Origin of the sequence: Arthrobacter sp. C9C5 (genome assembly GCF_013359735.1) — a bacterium.
In the GTDB taxonomy this organism is placed as follows: domain Bacteria; phylum Actinomycetota; class Actinomycetes; order Actinomycetales; family Micrococcaceae; genus Arthrobacter.
Map to the genome: position 1 here is coordinate 106,874 of NZ_JABFMX010000007.1, position 17,066 is coordinate 123,939.

A 17,066-nucleotide genomic window follows, 5' to 3' on the forward strand; every position below is an offset into this window, starting at 1 on the left:
TTTATGGGCGGTAAGTGACCCCGCGTTGCTTTTGGCTTAGCCGAAGTACTTCGGCAGCGTCCCCTCGTGGGCTTCACGGAGTGCGTCCAGGGCCAGGGTGTCGACACCGTTGATCTCCAGCTTGCCGCTCTCCGCGTCCACGACGCCGATCCGGACGTGCTCGAAGCCGCGGGCGGTGCACATGTCCTTGAACCGGATTTCCTCCGAGCGGGGCACCGCCACAATGGCGCGGGCCTGGGACTCGGAGAAGAGCGCGGTGAACAGGTCCACGCCGTCGCGGTCCATCACGTCCTGCAGCGAAATGCGGGCACCGACGCCGTAGCGCAGGGCAGACTCCACGAGGGCCGCCGCGAGGCCGCCTTCGGAGAGGTCGTGCGCGGAGTCCACCATGCCGTCGCGCGAGGCGTTGATCAGGATTTCACCGAGCTCGCGTTCCGCGGCGAGGTCCACCTTGGGCGGCAGTCCGCCCAGGTGTCCGCGCAGGTTGGACCATTCCGAGCCGTCGAGTTCCGCCGCCGTCGTGCCCAGCAGGTAGATGGCCTGGCCGTCCTCGCGCCAGCCCGAGGGTGTGCGGCGGGCGACGTCGTCCAGCTTGCCGAGCACGGCGACCACCGGGGAGGGGTGGATCGGAACGCTTCCGGTCTGGTTATAGAGCGAGACGTTGCCGCCGGTGACCGGGATGCCGAGCACCATGCAGGCGTCGGACAGGCCGCGGATGGCCTCGGCGAGCTGCCACATGACGTCGGGATCCTCGGGGGAGCCGAAGTTCAGGCAGTCGCTGACGGCCATCGGCACGGCGCCGGAGGTGGCCACGTTGCGGTACGCCTCGGCGAGGGCCAGCTGCGCGCCGTGGTACGGATCGAGGTAGGTGTAGCGGCCGTTGGCGTCGGTGGCCAGGGCCACGCCCAGGCCGGTTTCCTCGTCCACCCGCACCACGCCGGCGTCGTCCGGGAACGCCATGGCGGTGTTGCCGCCGACGTAGCGGTCGTACTGGTCGGTGATCCAGGATTTGGAGCACATGTTCGGCGAGGCGACGAGCTCGGTGACCGCGGCGGCCAGTTCCGCCGGGGCGGCGGGGCGGCCGGTGTCCTGCACGGAGCCGGTGAAGGCGTCGGCCTGGACGGCGTCCTGCCACTCCGGGCGGGCGTACGGGCGGTCGTAGACCGGGCCGTCGTGGGCCACGGTGCGCGGGTCGACGTCGACAATCACTTCGCCGTCCCAGGTGATGATCAGGCGGCCGGTGTCGGTGACCTCGCCCAGCCAGGAGTACTCCACGGCCCACTTGTCCATGACCGCTTCGAACGCGGCGATGTTCTCCGGGGTGACCACGGCCATCATGCGTTCCTGCGACTCGGACATCAGGATCTCGCCCGGCGTCAGCGTGGGGTCGCGCAGCAGCACGGAGGTCAGCTCGACTTCCATCCCGCCGTCGCCGTTGGAGGCGAGCTCGGATGTGGCGCAGGAAATGCCGGCCGCGCCCAGGTCCTGGATGCCCTCAACCAGGGATCCCTTGAACAGTTCCAGGCAGCATTCGATCAGGACCTTCTCGGCGAACGGGTCGCCCACCTGCACGGCGGGGCGCTTGGAGGGCTTGGTGTCATCGAAGGACTCCGAGGCGAGCACCGAGGCGCCGCCGATCCCGTCGCCGCCGGTGCGGGCACCGAACAGCACCACCTTGTTGCCCTTGCCGGAGGCGTTGGCGAGGCGGATGTCCTCGTGCCGCATGACGCCGACGGCGAGTGCGTTGACCAGCGGGTTGCCCTGGTAGACGGAGTCGAAGACCATTTCGCCGCCGATGTTCGGCAGGCCCAGGGAGTTGCCGTAACCGCCGATGCCGGCCACGGCGCCGTGCATGACGCGGGCGGTGTCCGGGTGGTCGATGGCGCCGAACCGCAGCGGATCCATCACGGCCACCGGGCGGGCGCCCATCGAGATGATGTCGCGGACAATTCCGCCGATGCCGGTCGCGGCACCCTGGTAGGGCTCCACGAACGACGGCGAGTTGTGGGACTCGATCTTGAACGTCACGGCCCAGCCGTCGCCCAGGTTGGTGACACCGGCGTTTTCGCCGATGCCCACGAGCATGTCCTTCTTCATCTCCTCGGTCACCTTTTCGCCGAACTGGCGCAGGTGGTTCTTGGAGGACTTGTAGGAGCAGTGCTCGCTCCACATCACGGAGTACATGGCCAGCTCGGCGCCGGTCGGGCGCCGTCCGAGGACCTTGACGACCTCGTCGAACTCGTTCTGCTTCAGGCCCAGCTCGGCCCAGGGGAGCTCGGTGTCCGGGGTCCGGGCCGCGTTCTCCACGGTGTCGATGTTGAACTTCTTGGCGGTCTCCGCGGGCGCCGCCACTGCGGGTGTCTCCGTCATTTGTTGTCTCCCACGATCTTGTTCAGGACAGAGGTGAAGAAGCCGAGGCCCTCGGTGCCGGAGCCTTCTTCCGGGCCGAAGCCGGCCTCGACGGCGTGCTCGGGGTGCGGCATCAGGCCCACGACGTTCCCGGCGGCGTTGGAGATGCCGGCGATGTCACGGCGGGAGCCGTTCGGGTTCCAGCCGACGTAGCGGAACACCACGCGGCCCTCCGCTTCAAGCGCGTCGAGCGTCTTCTCGTCCGCGATGTACTGCCCGTCCTGGTTCTTCAGCGGCACCGTGATTTCCTGGCCGAGGGCATAGTCGCGGGTCCAGTCGGTCGTGTTGTTTTCGACCCGCAGGACCTGGTCCCGGCAGAGGAACTTCAGGTGGTCGTTCTTGATCATCGAGCCGGGCAGCAGGTGCGACTCGGTGAGGATCTGGAAGCCGTTGCAAATGCCAAGCACCGGCAGTTTGGCATCCGAGTTGGCGGCGTCGATGACCTTCGCCATCAGCGGCGCGAAGCGCGAGATGGCGCCGGCGCGCAGGTAGTCGCCATAGGAGAAACCGCCGGGGATCACGACGGCGTCGACGTCGCCCAGGCTGGTGTCCGCGTGCCAGAGGGCCACCGGGGTGGCGCCGGCCAGGCGCACCGCGCGGGCTGCGTCGCGGTCATCGAGCGTGCCCGGGAAGGTGACGACGCCGATCCTCGCACCAGCGAGCTGGGGGTGTGCGGCGACGGCGACGGCCTCACCGATCAGGGGAAGTTCAGTCATCTCAGGCCTCGACGACCTCGACGTTGACGACGTCCTCAATGACCGGGTTGGAGAGCAGGGTTTCCGCGGCGTTCCGGGCCTGGGCCAGGATCTCCTCGGTCACCTCGCCGTCGACGGTCAGTTCGAAGCGCTTGCCCTGGCGGACAGAGCTGAAAGCGGTGAAGCCCAGGCGGGGCAGTGCACCCACGATGGCCTTCCCCTGCGGGTCGAGAATCTCGGGCTTGGGCATGACGTCGACAACGATCCGGGGCATCCGGCAACTCCTGTGCGTGAGCATTGGGTAAAGGGCGCAGCGGAGTAGTGCCGTCTCACGCCGATCTGATGTGTGGTGACAACGTGATACGGGCGCTCCGCGAGCTTGCACCCCCATTCTACCGGGCGGCGTGCATCACGGCGCATTCGTGACCAGGCGGTGCTCCCGGCGGCCCGGGTCCGGGGCGGCTATGGTCTCCGCACGGTGCGCTCAGTAGGATGAGGCCCATGGCTGAGAAATCTAGATCCGTGTTGCTTCCTGTGATGGCCGCCGCGGTCTTCGCGGGCCTCGGCAGGATGGTGCTGCAGAAGATCAAGGCGGACCGGGCGGCCAGGTCCAGCAACGTAGCCGGTCCCCTTGATGACAAGACGAGGGCCTGGATCAGCGAGGTTGTCCGAACACCCCGCCAGTAGCCCGCCGCCGCCAGCGCGTAGCGGCCCCCCAGTAACTCCCGCCCAAAGCCGGGACGGCGCCGCCGTCCCGGCTTTGCCATGCCCTTGGGACAACCCCGGTTGTCGAGGGATATGACTAATTTTGATTAGTCGATTGTGGCCTATGTCATATCTGGCTCTCAGTCTGTACTGTATGAATCGGCTGGTGTCCGTGGGGGCGGGAGTCAACTACTGTTCCCGCACCCGTACCAGACCGTCGTCCCCGGCAATGGCGCCGGGACCGTTCCTTCTGAAAGGTTCAAATCACTCGTGAAATCACCAGGAAAGAGCTTCCTTCGAAGCGGGGGACTCCGGAGGGCCGTGGCACTGACCCTGGGCTTGCCGGTTCTCCTGTCAACAGTCGCCATTGCGCCCGCCACCGCGGCGCCGGCCCAGGGATCCACCGTTGCCGGAATCGCGCAGAAGAATCTGGACCCCGCCAACTACCGGGATGGTCGGTACATCGTCGTGCTGGCGGAGAAACCGGCAGCCACGTATGACGGCGGGACGGCGGGATTGGCGCCGACCAAGCCGCAGCAAGGCAAGAAGCTGGACACCAAGAAACCGGCCGTCCGGCAATACGAAGCCCACCTCGAGAAAAAGCAGGCCGAAGTCGCCGGGAAGCAGAACGTCGCGATCAAGCGCCAGTTCACCGCGGCGGTCAACGGCTTTAGTGCGAACCTGACGTCAGACCAGGCAATCAAGCTGGCGAAGAACCCGGACGTGCTGGTGGTTGCCCCTGACACCGAGAACGCCCCTGACTACTCCAGTACCGATTTCCTCAAGCTCAGCGGCGCCAATGGCACCTGGAACACCAAGTTCGGCGGCCAGGCGGCGGCCGGCAAGGGCGTCGTCGTCGGTGTTATCGACACCGGCTACACGCCGGGCAGCGCATTCTTCGCCGGCGATCAGGTCAAGCCGCTCGTCGGCAGCCCGGTGGTCGGTGTGCCGTACCGCACGGAGGACGGAAAGATCGCCATGCTCAAGGCCGACGGCGACACCTTCGTCGGCGAGTGCCAGAAGGGCACCGAAACCGGTGCGGACTTTGACGGTTCGGCCTGCAACTCCAAGGTGCTCGCGGCGCACTACTTTGCCGACGACTTCAGGAGCTATGTCAAACCCGAGAACCGCTCTCCGCTGGAGAAACTCTCTCCGGTCGACGTCGCCAGCCACGGCACGCACACGGCCAGCACCGCCGCGGGCAACGCCAATGTGGAGACCTTCGTTGACGGCCGCAGCTTCGGGCTGACCAGCGGCATGGCTCCGGCTGCCAAGCTGTCTATCTACAAGGTCTGCTGGGAAGACACGGACCCCAACACCGGCGGCTGCTATTCCTCGGCATCCGTGGCGGCCATCGATCAGGCAATTCAGGACGGCGTCGACGTGCTGAACTACTCGATCTCGGGCTCCACGACCACCACCACCGACCCGGTGTCCATGGCCTTCCTGTCTGCCGCATCGGCGGGCATCTTCGTCTCCGCCTCGGCCGGCAACTCGGGTCCAACCGCGAGCACGGTCAACCATGGCGCGCCGTGGCTGACCACGGTTGCCGCAAGCAGCTTCTCGCAGGAACTGCAGGGCACCGTTGAGTTCTCTGACGGCACCAAGTTCCGCGGCGCCAGCATCATGAACCGCGAGGTCAAGGACGCAGGTGTGGTGCTGGCAGCCAATGCGGCCGCCACCGCCGGGGACACCAATGCGGCACTGTGCGGACCCGACACTCTGGACCCCGCCAAGGTCGCCGGCAATGTTGTGGTCTGTGACCGCGGCGTCTTTGACCGTGTTGCCAAGAGCGCGGAGGTCAAGCGCGGCGGCGGCGTCGGCATGATCCTCGTGAACTTGAGCAACTCCTCGCTCGATACGGACAAGCACTCCGTCCCGACCGTCCACGTGAACCCGCCGGCCACCGAGGCCATCAAGTCCAAGGTGGCCGCGAACCCGGCCGTCAAGGTGTCCCTCGTCAACAAGGACACCACCGGGCTTCCGCTCGAGGCGCAGCCGCAGATTGCCGGCTTCTCCTCCCGCGGCCCGCTCCTCGCCACCGGTTCAGACCTGCTGAAGCCGGACGTCGCCGCTCCCGGTGTGGCCGTACTGGCCGGCGTTTCGCCGATCGGCACGGGCGGGGACAACTTCGGCTTCATGTCCGGTACGTCCATGGCTGCACCGCACGTAGCGGGATTCGGCGCGCTGATCCTCGGCAAGAACCCGAAGTGGTCCCCGGCCATGGTGAAGTCCGCGATGATGACCACCGCCGGCGACGTCAAGCTTCCCAACGGAAGCAAGGACCCGGACGTCTTCGCAACGGGTGCAGGCCAGGTCGATCCGGCCCGCGTGCTGGATCCGGGCCTGGTATATGACGCCAATGACGAGGACTACCTGAAGTTCATCCAGGGCACCGGCGTCGACCTCGGCATGCCGGGACTCGGCGTGACCAAGCCGCGGGACATGAACGTACCGTCCTTCGCGCTGGGCAACCTCACAGGCAAGATTGAGGTCACCCGCACGCTGACCGCACTGACCCCGGGCACCTACCGCGTCAAGGCCGATGTGCCGGGCGTCAAGGTGACCGTAACGCCGTCCATCCTGAACTTTGGCTACGCCGGCGACAAGAAGACCTTCAAGGTCTCGTTCGAAAACCAGAACGCGGCCCTGGGCAAGTTCGCCATGGGCACGCTGACCTGGCAGGGTGCAAACAAGAACGTCGCGTCCCCGGTTGCTGTCCGCCCGCAGGCGGTCGTGGCGGCCGGCGACGTGGCCTTCACCTCCGAGGGCGGCACCGGCTCCGGTGCCATCAAGGTGGTCTCCGGCAGCAACAGCCCGATCAACATGACCCTCGACGGCCTGTCCAAGGCCGACTCGTCTGCCATCGAGCTGGTGCCCGGCGATGCGATCCTCGGAGCCAATGATGCATCGAACTTCGGAAAGACGGTCCAGGTCCCGGCCGGTGCGCCGCTGGCCAAGTTCTCCGCCCTGTCCTCGGACCCGAATGCGGACTTCGACATGTACGTCGTGACCCCGGCCAACCAGCTGGTTCAGGTTGCTACGTCCTCGGCGAGTGAGTCCCTGTCCATCCCCAACCCGGCTCCGGGAACGTACCGGATCTTCGTCAACCTTTACGCCAGCCCCAACGGCCAGGCTACGAAGGGAAGCGTCGATGCGGCCGTCCTTGGCGCCAACGTCGGCAACGCGACTCTGACCCCGAACCCGCTGCGGCTCGCGAACGGAACGTCCGGCCAGGTCACGATGAACTGGAAGGGGCTGGCAGTCGGCTCCTACATCGGACGCGTGACGTACGCAGGCGCCAGTGAGCCGACGTTCGTCAGCGTGCTGGTGACCCCGGCCGGCGCCGTAGTGGTTCCGCCGACTTCCGAGGACCAGGACAGCAACGACGGCCCCGGCGAGAGCACGGACCAGGGTAAGCACAACGGCAAGGATCACAAGGACAAGAAGGAGAAGGGCAAGAAGGTGAAGAAGGAGAAGGGCAAGATCCAGAACGCGGATCTGTCCAAGGCTCCGAACAACGCCATCTAGGCAGTTGAACTAAGAACAGCGATGGCCGGCGGTTTGCACCGCCGGCCATCGCTGTTTAATGCCCGCCCTAAATGGCTCCGGTGGATCCTGGCGTGCCGCCCAGCAGCGGTGCCATGGCGCGCCAGCGGGCGATTTCGCAGCCGTCGGTGCGGCGGAATTCGCTGCGGACCTCGCGGCCCAGGTAGCGCCCGGTGACCACGGCCACCTGCGGGCCGCCGTACTGCTGGGTGCACAACCGGGGCGGACCGGGCTGGGGGAAGAAGATCTCCTCACCGTGCTGGCGGAGTGCCTCGAGTGCCGCGGCGGGATCCGGCAGGGTGGACGTGGCGGAGGGTCCGCCGTCGTCGGCGACCAGGCGGAAACTTACCTCCGGTGCCCCAGGCGCCTCCGTCAGCCGGATGGTGAGGTCGACGTCGTGCGGGCTGTCCGCTCCGTGGGTGGCCGTCATGGGCGTCCTTCCCGGGCGGCGGGAAGCGGGGGAACCGCAATGGCGGCGGCCTCCAGCAGCGGCGTGAGCTCGTGCAGCAGCCGTCGGCGTAGTTCCTGCGAGGCGTCGGCGAAGGCCCGCTGGTGCTCCACGTATTCGGCCTTGCCGTCCGGCGTCTCGATCCGGATCGGCGGATAACCCCACTCGCTCAGTTCGTAGGGGGAGGCCTGCATGTCCATCGCGCGGATCCGCCAGGAGAGCTCGAAGCAGTCCATGACCAGCTCGCTGGGCAGCGCGGGCGCCAGCTTGTAGGCCCACTTGTACAGGTCCATGTTGGCGTGCAGGCAGCCGGGCTGTTCCATGGTCCGTTGGTTCTCGCGGCTCGGCTCAAGGGTGTTCAGCGGCACCGCGTCCGGGGTGTAGAAGCGGAACGCGTCGAAATGCGAGCACCTGATCCGGTTGTCCTCGACCACCCGGTCCGTCTGCTCGGAACCGAGCCGCAGCGTCAGGTACTCGTGCCGCAGCTCGAACTTGTCCTGCCGGTAGACCATGGCCCACTCGTGCAGGCCGAAGCAGCCGAACTGCGCCGGCCGGGCGGCCGTCCCCGCCAGGATGATGCCGGCAAACTGCACGGCGTCGCGCCGTTCGCTGAGGAACCGTTCGACGTCGACCGTCACGGCGTCCGTGCCGGGCGCCAGCCCCGCGGCGGCGAGTTCGCCGGCGTCGGGCACGCGGTAGTACTTCCAGCCGGAGCGCTCCGCTGCCGCCGGTCCGGACAGCACGACGCCGGCGCCCGGGTGCCAGCGCAGCAGCTGGCCGGGTTTTTGGGTGTAGTAGGTGAAGAGGAAGTCTTCCACCGGGTGTTTTTGGCCGGCCGACCTCCGGGCGAGGTAGGGATCGGAATAGGTGCGGACGCGCTGCTGGTGGGCGGCTTCGCGCGCCAGCCAGTCGTCCTGCGGAAGGTGCTGCAGTTTAGACAGCCCCTCCGGTTGAGCCAAGGATGTCCTTTGCGGCCTTCCACTGGGCGATCTCGCAACCGTCCCGCAGGCCGAACTTCGACTCGACTGCCTTGCCGTCCACGGAACCGGTGACGGTCGCCTGGTCCGGGCCGCCATACTGCTGGGTGCACGCCTGATCCGTGGCCCGGGGTACGGGGCTGAGGAGCGCCGCATTCTTCTTCAGGGCGGCGCAGGCCGCAGCGGCACGGGGGTGCTTGCTTTCCGCCGCCGGAACGCCGTTCTGGCAGACCAGGGTGTAGTTGACGGCCTTCGCGCTTTCGGAGGGCTTGATCATGATGGCCAGCTCGGCGTTGCCCTGCCCAGGCCCGGCGGTAGGGGCCTCGGCCGACGGCGAGGGGGCCGGGGCGGTGGTTTCGGTGTCGGCGGAGGGGGTGCCGCCCGGCGACGAGGCGGAGGCGGAAGCAGGGCTGGTGGACGAGGCGCTCGGCGCAGGTCCGCCGCCCGGTGAGCAGGCGGCCAGTCCGACGGCCGTCATCAAGATGAGCGCTGTGGGAATCAGGTTCTTGCGCATGGGCTCTTCTCCTCGGTCTCAGCCCCATTCTAGCGCCGCGGCGGGTCCCGGGCGTGGGCCGGAAGTACCCTAGCTGCGGGTATTGCCGTCCGCCGCCCGGGTGGCGTCGATGAGCCGCATCATGGCGGCATGCAGTTCGCCGACCTGCTCCCGGTCCAGGCCCAGCCGCGCCATCATGGTGCCGGGGACCGCCGTTGCCTGTTCCCTCAGCGCCGCGCCGCGGGGCGTCAGCCGCACGGCGAGGCTGCGCTCGTTGCCCTCGGCCCGTTGCCGGGTGATGTAGCCCGCCGCTTCAAGCCGCCGCAGCAGCGGCGAAATCGTGGCGGGTTCCTGGGCGAGGGCATCGCTGATGTCTCGGACGGTCCGGGGGCTGGATTCCCACAGGCAGAGCATCACGAGGTATTGCGGGTGGGTAAGTCCCAGCTTGTCGAGCACCGGTTTGTAGGCGCCGACCACGCTGCGGGATGCGACGGTCAGTGCGAAACAGAGCTGGTGTTCCAGCAGGAGATCCTCGTCCACGACGGCGGCTGCGGAACTTCCGCGGGTTCCGATGACATCGGTCATCCGGCCTCCTTCAAATAGTTAGTGCGCTAATGATTAGCGTACACTGGTGGAACATCTGGTACGAAGGAGTGGGTAGCGATGGCGAAGGACAACACCGCCCAGCGGTTCATGCGGGCGACCGGAAAGCTGCGGGCCGTCTTTGGCCCGGCCAGCCGAACCTCGCTCGGCCATGAGATGACCGAGCAGAACCGCCAGCTGCTGGCCCAGCGGCAGGCCGAGACCCAGCAGTGGGAGACCCTGCACCGGCCAGACGGCAGCACCTACGTGGTGCCCCGCAACCCAGAGGACAAGTCCCTGCGCTAGACCGGCCCGGGCCGCGCCGCTGCCTGACCCCGGCGGGGATCCGACCTTGCCCGCCGCGCCTTTTGCCGCCGTCGGGCGTAAAATGAGCACACTGGCGCCGCCCGCGCCACCGCTGTTCCGAATGGCCATTAGCAGGAAGTGGCCAGTCAGCAGGAGAGGGGGTGGGAAATATGGCACATGCACTGAGGAAGGCTGCACTGAGCCGGCACCTGCACCCGTCGTCCTGGGTGCGGTTCCTGTTTGGCCCTGCCTCGCGGGGGGATACCTCCGCGCCGGTCGTGCACAGGCACGATGACTACGAGCACGCCTCGGAGGCCGATCTCGCAGGCTTCGAAGTGGAGACCGACTCGCAGGGACATCATTACGCCGTCCGCCGGGAAGATCTCCCGAAGGAACAAGTCTGACCCGCACGGAGGCAGGACGGAAACGAAAAAAGGGAGCGGCAGGTGCCGCTCCCTTTCCTGTCGGCCGCGAAGCGATCCGTGGCCTCCGGAAGTCCTAGCGGCCCGTGCCGCCGTAAACCGTTGCCTCGTCCTCGCTGTCCAGGTCGAAGGCCTTGTGGATGGCGCGGACGGCGTCGTCCAGCAGGTCGGCGTGGGTCACCACCGAGATGCGGATTTCCGAGGTGGAGATCATGTTGATGTTGATCCCGGCCTCGGAGAGTGCCGCGAAGAACCGTGCCGAGACGCCCGGGTGCGAGCGCATTCCGGCGCCGATCAGGGACAGCTTGCCGATCTTCTCGTTGTACTCGATGTTCTCGAAGCCGATCTCGGCCTGGGCGGCGCGGAGGGCGGCGAGGGCGTCGGCGCCTTCGACGATCGGCAGCGTGAAGGAGATGTCCGTCCGGCCGGTGCCGTGGGTGGAGACGTTCTGGACGATCATGTCGATGTTGGAGTGCGCGTCGGCGATGACCTGGAAGATGGCCGCAGCCTTGCCGGGGATGTCCGGAACGCCGACCACCGTGACCTTGGCTTCGGAACGGTCGTGTGCAACGCCGGAGATGATTGGCTGCTCCAAGGCAACTCCCTCTTGAATCGTGATCTTGTCATCGGCGCTGGGCAGGACCCAGGTGCCTTCGTTCTGGCTGAATGAGGAACGGACGTGCAGCGGCACCCCGAAGCGGCGCGCGTATTCCACGCAGCGCAGGTGCAGGATCTTGGCACCGGAGGCCGCGAGTTCCAGCATTTCCTCGCTGGAGATGCGGTCGATCTTCCGGGCGGACGGGACAACGCGCGGGTCCGCGGTGTAGATGCCGTCGACATCGGTGAAGATCTCGCAGACGTCGGCGTCGAGGGCCGCGGCCAGCGCCACCGCCGTCGTGTCCGAGCCTCCCCGGCCGAGCGTGGTGATCTCATTCGTCGTGCGGCTCATGCCCTGGAAGCCGGCGACAATCGCGATGTGCCCCTTGTCCAGGGCCGTGCGGATCCGGTGCGGGTCGACGTCGATGATCCGAGCCTTGCCGTGGATGCCGTCGGTGATCATGCCGGCCTGCGAACCAGTAAAGGACTGGGCGGAGGCGCCGTATTTGTTGATGGCCATCGCGAGCAGGGCCATGGAGATGCGCTCGCCGGCGGAGAGGAGCATGTCCATTTCCCGGGCCGGTGCGGAGTCGGTCACCTGGGCGGCCAGGTCGAGGAGTTCGTCGGTGGTGTCGCCCATCGCGGAAACCACGACGACGACTTCATCGCCGGCGTTGTGGGCGTCCACCACGCGCCGCGCGACCCGCTTGATACCTTCCGCGTCCGCCACGGAGGAACCGCCGAACTTCTTCACGACGAGGTGCTTGGTGGCGGCAGGAATCGCCGGCAGCTCCTGCGGCTGCGGTCCGGGGTGGACTTCGGTAGTGGGCAAACTCATGCGCGCACCCTCACTGGATCATCGGGGTTCTGGGCGAAGCTACTAAACGGCGCAACCGAACGGCGCGACAGCTACTTCTGAACCAAGTTTATCGCCGTCGGCGGCCCGGAGTTGAATTGTGACCGAACGCCAGACGGTGCCGGGCCGCTTCCGGTGCCCGCTCTTGGCGCCCGCCCCGGCGGACATGCCCTTCGTCCGTCCCGGGAAGTGGACATGTCCCCCTGCGGCTTCGGACATGCCCGCTGCTGGGCACGAAGGATGGACATATAGGCACTATGTCCATTCGCGGCGGGCGCAGTTGGGCATGTCCAACGCCCGGCGGGGCCATGATTGGGCGGGGCCATGATTGCGCGGGACCATGATTGGTCGGGGCCGTGTTTGCGCGGGGCCGCTGCCCTGGACTGCCCGGTCCGCCTGCCCCGAGTTAACTGGTTCAGTCGGGCCGGTCGAGCCGGTAGCGCCAGGACGGAAGCTTCTTGCCTGCGGTGTCCTCGGCCGCGGTGAAATAGCGGTCCGGGCGGAAGCCCAGGCTTTCCAGCAGCCTGCGCGAGGGGAGGTTGGGTTCGTAGACGCCGGCGAAGACAGTCCGGCTTCCACGGGCGGTGAACAACCATTCCGCAAGGGCCCCGGCGGCTTCCCTGCCGAGGCCGAGCCCGTGGTGGTCCGGGTGCAGGATGTAGCCCAGGTTCGCGGCATGGGCAGGGATCCTGCCGGGCACCGGGGGATCCTCTGAGTTCCAGGTCCGGCCGTCTCCAATGACGTCCCCGCTGGCCCGGAGCTGGATGGCCCAGCCGAAGTTGAACCACTCTGCAGTGGAAGCCGCCGCAGCAGCCAGCACTTTCCGCGACCGGGCGCTGTTCGCGTCCGCGCTGAGGGCTTCGTGGGAGAGATACCGCACGGCATCCGGGTTGCCGCGGAACCGCAGGACGGCGCCGTCGTCGTCGGCGGTCAACGGACGCAGGATCAGGCGTTCGGTGCTGATCGTGGCGGGAGTGCCGCCGTCGGGGGCCACGGGGCCCGTCAGCTCAGCGCGTTGCGGCGGCCTTCGAAGGCGCGGCCCAGCGTGACTTCGTCGGCATATTCGAGGTCTCCGCCGACCGGGAGGCCGGACGCGAGCCGCGTGACGGCGATGCCGATCGACTTGAGCATCCGGGCGAGGTAGGTGGCCGTTGCTTCGCCCTCGAGGTTGGGGTCCGTCGCGATGATGATTTCCTGGATGGCGCCGTCGTTGAGCCGGGTGAGCAGCTCGCGGATCCGAAGCTGTTCCGGGCCGATCCCGGCAATCGGGTTAATGGCGCCGCCCAGTACGTGATACCGGCCGCGGAAGGAGCGGGTGCGCTCCACCGCCAGCACGTCCTTGGACTCCTCCACAACGCAGATCACGGAGGGGTCGCGGCGCGGATCCCGGCAGATGTTGCACAGCTCCTGCTCGGTGACGTTCCCGCACACCGTGCAGAACTTCACCCGCTCCTTCACCGTCGTGATGGCCTCGACCAGGCGCTTCATGTCCTGCGGATCGGCTTCGAGGATGTGGAAGGCAAGCCGCTGGGCGGACTTGGGTCCGACGCCGGGAAGGCGGCCGAGCTCGTCGATCAGCTCCTGAACTGCACCTTCGTACACAATTTCCTCGTTCGTTTGGGGGAGTAGCGGCCCGCGCGGCCGCCGGGAGGGCTAGAAGCGCGGCGCCAGCGGGCTTCCATCCAGGGACCGCTCTTCAAGCAGCTTCCCGCCCAGAATACGCTCGACGGCGGCGCGGCCGAAGACGCCCGACTCCTCGATGGTTTCGTCGTCGGCGCTGGGGATGTCCTGGACGTAGCTGGTGGCGGCGACGGCGGCGCGCGCCGGTGCCTTGGCCCGCCCGGCTTCCGCCTCGGGGCTGTTGGACAGGCGCTGGTAGAGGCTCTGCCGTCCGGAGGCCGGAGCGCCGACCGGAGCCGTGGCCGCGACCGGGGATGCCGCGGCCGTGATGACCGTGGGCCCGGCGGCGGCAGTGGCGGGCCTGGCTGCAGGGGCGAGCCCCGCTGCGGGTGCCCGGGTGGCAACGGCACCGTCGAATCCGGATCCGGAGCCGGATCCGGCCGAGAATGCGCCTACCGGCTCCGGGATCTGGGCAGCCGCAGGCTCGTAGTGCGGCGGCTCCGGCTCGGGGGTACGCTGTGCGGCCTCCGGGGAGGTGTGTCGCCCCACGTTCAGTTCCGTGCCGACGGTCCAGACCCCTGGGGACTGCTCGACGGCGCGAGCCCACGGGTCCTTGGCGGCGTCCCTGGCCGCCGGTGCAGCTGCCGGGGCAGGTGCCTGGGTTGTGGCAGGAGCTTCCTTGCCGGACCGGGGTCGTGCCGCGGTGCGCACCGGTGCGGGCGCCGCTGGGGACGCCGCTGGGGACGCCGGCCGGGCGGCTGCCGCGGCTGAGGGATCCCAGTCCAGCGGCGGCTCTTCATCCAACGGCGGCGCATCCTCGTCCCGCGGGGGACCCCAGTCGTCGTCCGGGTACGAGTAAGAACCACCGGGCTCGGAGGCCGGGCCGTGGGACGGCTCAGAGGCCGGCCCTGTGGGCGCGGCGGTCGCTGCCGAGGCCGGCACGGTCTGCACCGGGGCTGGCACGGTCTGCACCGGGGCCGGCCGGGCAGGCTCCGGTGAGGGCGCAGGTGCGGACTGCGGCGCGGGCGTTTCCGCGGCGGCGGAAGGTCCGGCTTCGATCCCGTTGCCGGTTGCCAACGGGGATTCCGGTGCAGCCCCGGTCGCGGCGGGGGCCAGCCCCCAGGCCACATCCGCCGACGTGGCCGGAGCCTCCCGGCTAGCGGGCGCTTTTGGGTTTGGCTCAGAGCTCGCTGAGCTGTTGGTGCCGCCGGCGACGGCCGTGATCTGGCAGTCGATGCCGATCGTCTTGTGGATCGCCTGGCGCAGGTTCTCGGCGTGGTCTGCCCGGCCGAAAGCGCCGGCGAGCCCGGACGTCGTGAAGGACAGGGTCAGGACCTGGTCCTCGAAGTGGCCCACCTGCGCGTTGGGTTCGACGAGCGCCCAGGTGCTGCGCTTGATCTTGGTCAGGGTCTGCAGGATCTCGGGCCACGCACGGCGCAACACCTCGACGTCGGGTCCGGACCCGTAGGCCGCCGCGGGGGCGGGAGCATGGCCGGGCGCAGGGGTCGCTGCAGGGGAGCTAGCCGCGGGGCGCTCGGCCGGCTCATTCCGAGCCGGCTGGGACGGAGCCGCCGGTTGGGACGTGCCAGTCTGGGCCGATTCGGCCGGCGCCGAGGCGGCCGGTGCTTGCTCCGGACGGTTGGTCCGGACAGGCTGGCTTTCCGGCCGGGCTGCCGGTGCAGGAGCCGGGCGGGAGGCGCCGTTCGCGGACGCGGATTCCTCCACCGGCCAGTCGCTGGTGCTGACCCGCGGTGCCGTGAGCGCGGGCCGTTCCGGTTGCGCTTCCTGCGGAACCGCGGCCGGGGCCGGGCTCGCCGAGGGCGCACCAGCGGCGGCGGACGGGGTCCGGTCCGAGGTTTCTTCAGGCCGGTTCGAGACCGGGGCGGGCGGAGCGGCCTGAGCGGCTGCCGGAGCCGCGGCGGCCGGTCCCGCAGCAGGGGCGTGGCCGGCAGGTGCCGGTGCCGCGGCGAGAGCCGGCGACGCTGCGGGGGCCGGCGCCGCTGCTGGGGCGGGCGTCCCGACGTCGTTCCCGGCGTAATTCAGGCGCCGCTCCACCCGGTCGATCCGGGCGGCGATGCCGCGTTCGGTCTGCTCGGAGCTGGGCAGCAGGATGCGGGCGCACAGCAGCTCGAGGTGCAGCCGGGGGGACGTGGCACCGGTCATCTCGGTGAGCGCGGTGTTGGTGACATCCGCAGCGCGGGACAGTTCGGCCGCGCCGAGGTTGTGTGCCTGGTTTTGCATCCGCGCGATCTGGTCCGCGGGCATGCCGCGCAGGATCGACTGGGCACTCTCCGGCATGGCCTGCACGATGATCAGGTCACGGAAACGCTCGAGCAGGTCCTCGACGAAGCGCCGGGGGTCGTGGCCGGTCTGGATGACGCGGTCCACGGCGCGGAACACGGTGGCGGCGTCGGACGCGGCAACGGCCTCGACGACGTCGTCCAGCAGCGAGGCGTGCGTGTAGCCCAGCAGGGCCACGGCCAGTTCGTAGTCCAGGCCGGTCGGGCCGGCGCCGGCCATGAGCTGGTCCAGCACGGAAAGCGAATCGCGCACGGAGCCGCCGCCGGCGCGGATGACGAGCGAGAGGACGCCCGGGGCCACGGGGACGTTCTCCTGCCGGCACAGCAGTTCCAGGTATGCCATGAGCGGCTCCGGCGGGACCAGCCGGAACGGGTAGTGGTGGGTGCGGGACCGGATGGTGCCGATCACCTTGTCCGGTTCCGTGGTGGCGAAGATGAACTTGATGTGTTCCGGCGGCTCTTCGACGATCTTGAGCAGCGCGTTGAAGCCGGCCGAGGTGACCATGTGGGCTTCGTCAATGATGAAGATCTTGTAGCGGTCGCGGACCGGCGCGTAGGTGGCGCGTTCGCGCAGGTCACGGGCGTCGTCGACGCCGCCGTGGCTCGCGGCGTCGATCTCGATCACGTCGAGCGAACCGGCGCCGCCGCGGGCCAGTTCGACGCAGCTGGGGCACACGCCGCAGGGAGTGTCGGTGGGGCCTTCGGCGCAGTTCAGGCAACGCGCAAGGATGCGGGCGGAGGTGGTTTTACCGCAGCCGCGGGGGCCGGAAAAGAGGTAGGCGTGGTTGACGCGGTTCTTCCGCAGGGCCGTCATCAGCGGGTCGGTGACGTGTTCCTGCCCGATAACGTCCGCGAACGAATCGGGGCGATATCTGCGGTAAAGAGCGGTAGTAACAGTCACAGCTAAACCCTACCAATCGGCACAGACATAAAAGACCCCCCATGCACCCGCCAGAGCCCATTTACCCTTGCTACCTTCCGGTCCTGGGGGAGTTCAACAGGATGACGCCACATGAGGGGCCGTCGATTAGTTTACCCGACGATCGGGTGTGCCCCGAATCCGCGAGTTGGCCTGCGGGTTCACGGTTGGACATGTCCACTTTTCGG

At 68.3% G+C, this 17,066-nt stretch carries 15 protein-coding genes and 1 other RNA gene; 4 read left to right on the forward strand and 12 right to left on the reverse strand.

Annotated features, from left to right (window positions below; all coding sequences use genetic code 11):
• Window positions 1-36: 36 nt before the first annotated feature.
• The 3 genes from purL to purS are packed head-to-tail and all read right to left on the reverse strand — an operon-like array spanning window position 37 to window position 3,378.
• Window positions 37-2,370: a phosphoribosylformylglycinamidine synthase subunit PurL gene (purL, locus tag HNO80_RS07475; RefSeq protein WP_175322217.1), complete on the reverse strand. Its 2,334-nt coding sequence runs from the start codon at window positions 2,368-2,370 to the stop codon at window positions 37-39.
• Complete coding sequence (gene purQ, locus HNO80_RS07480; RefSeq protein WP_175322218.1) at window positions 2,367-3,125, reverse strand: phosphoribosylformylglycinamidine synthase subunit PurQ; 759 nt, start codon at window positions 3,123-3,125, stop codon at window positions 2,367-2,369. Before purQ ends, purL begins: the two co-directional genes overlap by 4 nt.
• A gap of 1 nt (window position 3,126) precedes the next feature.
• On the reverse strand, window positions 3,127-3,378 hold the full coding sequence (gene purS / locus HNO80_RS07485; protein WP_011690410.1) for a phosphoribosylformylglycinamidine synthase subunit PurS: 252 nt from the start codon (window positions 3,376-3,378) through the stop codon (window positions 3,127-3,129).
• A gap of 227 nt (window positions 3,379-3,605) precedes the next feature.
• On the opposite strand from purS, the gene HNO80_RS07490 reads away from it, so the two are divergent.
• Both HNO80_RS07490 and HNO80_RS07495 read left to right on the forward strand, forming a co-directional pair.
• Window positions 3,606-3,791, forward strand: coding sequence for a hypothetical protein (locus HNO80_RS07490; RefSeq protein ID WP_175322219.1), 186 nt, complete (start codon window positions 3,606-3,608; stop codon window positions 3,789-3,791).
• Window positions 3,792-4,130: 339 nt separating this feature from the next.
• Complete coding sequence (locus tag HNO80_RS07495) at window positions 4,131-7,340, forward strand: S8 family serine peptidase (RefSeq protein ID WP_502707828.1); 3,210 nt, start codon at window positions 4,131-4,133, stop codon at window positions 7,338-7,340.
• Between the two features lie 67 nt (window positions 7,341-7,407).
• Here HNO80_RS07495 and HNO80_RS07500 read toward each other — a convergent pair whose 3' ends face one another.
• From HNO80_RS07500 to HNO80_RS07515, 4 genes are all read right to left on the reverse strand, one after another.
• Window positions 7,408-7,788 carry a subtilase-type protease inhibitor gene (locus HNO80_RS07500; protein ID WP_175322220.1) on the reverse strand — a complete coding sequence of 127 codons (381 nt, stop codon included), beginning with the start codon at window positions 7,786-7,788 and terminating at the stop codon, window positions 7,408-7,410.
• Complete coding sequence (locus HNO80_RS07505) at window positions 7,785-8,765, reverse strand: 3-methyladenine DNA glycosylase (protein ID WP_249777213.1); 981 nt, start codon at window positions 8,763-8,765, stop codon at window positions 7,785-7,787. Before HNO80_RS07505 ends, HNO80_RS07500 begins: the two co-directional genes overlap by 4 nt.
• On the reverse strand, window positions 8,740-9,297 hold the full coding sequence (locus tag HNO80_RS07510; RefSeq protein ID WP_175322221.1) for an SSI family serine proteinase inhibitor: 558 nt from the start codon (window positions 9,295-9,297) through the stop codon (window positions 8,740-8,742). Before HNO80_RS07510 ends, HNO80_RS07505 begins: the two co-directional genes overlap by 26 nt.
• A gap of 69 nt (window positions 9,298-9,366) precedes the next feature.
• Complete coding sequence (locus HNO80_RS07515) at window positions 9,367-9,861, reverse strand: MarR family winged helix-turn-helix transcriptional regulator (RefSeq protein WP_175322222.1); 495 nt, start codon at window positions 9,859-9,861, stop codon at window positions 9,367-9,369.
• Between the two features lie 78 nt (window positions 9,862-9,939).
• On the opposite strand from HNO80_RS07515, the gene HNO80_RS07520 reads away from it, so the two are divergent.
• Together HNO80_RS07520 and HNO80_RS07525 are read left to right on the forward strand one after the other, a co-directional pair.
• The gene (locus HNO80_RS07520) at window positions 9,940-10,164 is read left to right on the forward strand and encodes a hypothetical protein (protein WP_175322223.1); all 225 of its coding nucleotides are present in this window, start codon (window positions 9,940-9,942) and stop codon (window positions 10,162-10,164) included.
• A 170-nt stretch (window positions 10,165-10,334) separates the two neighbouring features.
• The gene (locus HNO80_RS07525; RefSeq protein WP_175322224.1) at window positions 10,335-10,568 is read left to right on the forward strand and encodes a hypothetical protein; all 234 of its coding nucleotides are present in this window, start codon (window positions 10,335-10,337) and stop codon (window positions 10,566-10,568) included.
• A 94-nt stretch (window positions 10,569-10,662) separates the two neighbouring features.
• On the opposite strand, the gene HNO80_RS07530 is transcribed toward HNO80_RS07525, so the two are convergent.
• The 5 genes from HNO80_RS07530 to ffs form a co-directional block, all read right to left on the reverse strand.
• Window positions 10,663-12,021 (reverse strand): aspartate kinase, encoded by a 1,359-nt coding sequence (locus HNO80_RS07530; RefSeq protein ID WP_175322225.1) that lies wholly within the window; start codon window positions 12,019-12,021, stop codon window positions 10,663-10,665.
• Window positions 12,022-12,454: 433 nt separating this feature from the next.
• Window positions 12,455-13,033: a GNAT family N-acetyltransferase gene (locus HNO80_RS07535; protein ID WP_175322226.1), complete on the reverse strand. Its 579-nt coding sequence runs from the start codon at window positions 13,031-13,033 to the stop codon at window positions 12,455-12,457.
• Between the two features lie 8 nt (window positions 13,034-13,041).
• On the reverse strand, window positions 13,042-13,641 hold the full coding sequence (gene recR / locus HNO80_RS07540) for a recombination mediator RecR (protein ID WP_146335883.1): 600 nt from the start codon (window positions 13,639-13,641) through the stop codon (window positions 13,042-13,044).
• Between the two features lie 51 nt (window positions 13,642-13,692).
• Window positions 13,693-16,860, reverse strand: coding sequence for a DNA polymerase III subunit gamma and tau (locus HNO80_RS07545; RefSeq protein WP_175322227.1), 3,168 nt, complete (start codon window positions 16,858-16,860; stop codon window positions 13,693-13,695).
• Between the two features lie 27 nt (window positions 16,861-16,887).
• Window positions 16,888-16,984: signal recognition particle sRNA small type (ffs, locus tag HNO80_RS07550), an RNA gene on the reverse strand.
• Window positions 16,985-17,066 lie beyond the last annotated feature (82 nt).